Origin of the sequence: Microbacterium sp. NPDC076911 (assembly GCF_040687125.1) — a bacterium.
Taxonomy (GTDB): domain Bacteria; phylum Actinomycetota; class Actinomycetes; order Actinomycetales; family Microbacteriaceae; genus Microbacterium.
The window spans coordinates 1-1,939 of the sequence record NZ_JBFBMP010000019.1 but is presented as its reverse complement, the minus strand read 5'-3'; the positions used below and the strand labels follow the sequence as shown (position 1 = coordinate 1,939).

The window sequence follows — 1,939 nt, the reverse complement described above, 5'->3', positions numbered from 1 at the left end:
CGAAGGTCGCGACCGCGCCCATCACCGTCAAACTTAGTGCTGTTTTATTCCACTTCATTGTGATTCTGCTCTCTCTTATCGGGATAGAAAATGGTGACCGCGCGTTACCCGCGACGCCCCCCGCTGACGAACTTGCGCCAGAGGCCTTGTGAATTGCCGCGCATGGCGGCGGATCGGCGTGCTTGGTCGATGTAGACCGCGATGATGAGCACGGCGCCGACGGCGACTTGCTGCCAGAACGGTTGCACTCCCGTGATGACGAACCCGTTTTGCAACACCGCGGGGATAAACAGACCGACGACCGTGCCGACGATTGTTCCCACGCCACCGAATAGTGAGGTGCCACCGATGACCACGGCCGCGATCACGTTCAAGTTGGTTTGCGTTTGACCCGCGATGGCCGTGGTCGAAAACTGCGACAGCGACAAGATGCCGGCCACACCAGCCAGGCCACCAGACATGGCGTACACCTTGATGAGGTGGCGATCAACATTGACGCCCACCCGCCGCGCAGCAATTTCGCTGGAACCCACGGCGAAGGTATAGAGACCGAAGCGCGTGAAGTGCAACATGATGGCGCCGACGACGATGAAGAACAGTGCGATGACCGAAATCATGGGAACGGTACCGAAAATATTTCCGTACCCGATTGTGGTCGTGAGAACCGAGGGAACCTCGCGCACATCGACGCCGCCGGTCAAAATCTGCGCAAAACCCAATGCCATCCCCAGAGTTCCCAGGGTGACGATGAGCGGCGGAATCTTGGCCTTCGCAATTAGCAGTCCGTTAAAGATTCCCCACATCAGGCCGGATGCCACGGCAACCACGATGCCGATCGTTGCGGTGCCCCATCCGTCTCCGCCGACGGCACGCATGGCCATTGCCGAAACCACTCCGGAAAAAACCAAGACCGAACCGATCGAGAGATCGATACCCGCGGTGATGATGACGTACGTCATACCCACGCCAAGAACGGCCAAGATAGATGCGTTCTGAATGATCAACCGAAAGTTTGACCACTGCGCGAAAGTGTCTGGTGCCAACAAGCTAAAGACGAGAACGATCGCAATCAACACCAGGAAGATTTGAAATGCCTGCGCCCGTACCGTGCGCTGCAGAAAGCTGCTTTTCGGTTCCATGAGGGTGCCGATGGCGACGGTTTCGGTGGGAGGAGTGCTCGTGCTCATTTGTTTTCCTCTTTCGTCACCGCTCCGGTCATCAAACCCACGAGCTCTTCCATCGACGTGTCTTTCGCCTGAATATTGGCCACACGCGTACCCAAACGCAGCACCTGAATACGATCCGCGACCTCAATCACGTGCGGCATCGAGTGGCTAATAAACACCACCGACATTCCCTTATCCCGCACCCGACGAATCGTTTCCAGCACGTTCTTGGTCTGACGCACACCCAACGCCGCTGTCGGCTCATCCAAAAACACCACACGAGATGCCCAATGCACCGCACGCGCAATCGCAATCGCCTGCCGCTGACCACCCGACATCTCACCCACCGGAGAAGACAACGAACGAACCGTCGCCCCCAACTCATCAAAGGCAGCCTTCGAGGCGATACGCATCTCCTTCTTCTTCATAAACCCGAGCGCACCCCCCAACCCGGCCTGACGAAGCTCACGCCCCAAATACATGTTCTGCACCGGATCCAAATGAGGAGCCAACGCCAAATCCTGATACACCGTCTCAATACCTAACGCACTCACCGCAGACGGCGTCGACATATCAACCTCAGCACCATCAAACAAAATCGTGCCCGAATCCACCGCCAAGTTGCCCGACAACGCCTTCACCAACGTCGACTTACCCGCACCGTTATCACCAATCAGCGCCGTAACCTCACCCGGATACAACTCAAAGTCCGTGTCGTTCAAAGCCCGCACATGACCAAACTGACGAGACAAACCCCGCGCCTCCAAAACCGG

At 57.2% G+C, this 1,939-nt stretch carries 2 protein-coding genes; both read right to left on the bottom strand.

The window, feature by feature from the left end; genetic code table 11:
• Positions 1-104: 104 nt before the first annotated feature.
• Positions 105-1,187 carry an ABC transporter permease gene (locus tag AB0O81_RS13960; protein WP_363585274.1) on the bottom strand — a complete coding sequence of 361 codons (1,083 nt, stop codon included), beginning with the start codon at positions 1,185-1,187 and terminating at the stop codon, positions 105-107.
• Positions 1,184-1,939 (bottom strand): ATP-binding cassette domain-containing protein (locus AB0O81_RS13955; protein ID WP_363585272.1); only part of this gene is annotated, 756 nt, incomplete at its 5' end. The genes AB0O81_RS13960 and AB0O81_RS13955, both read right to left, overlap by 4 nt.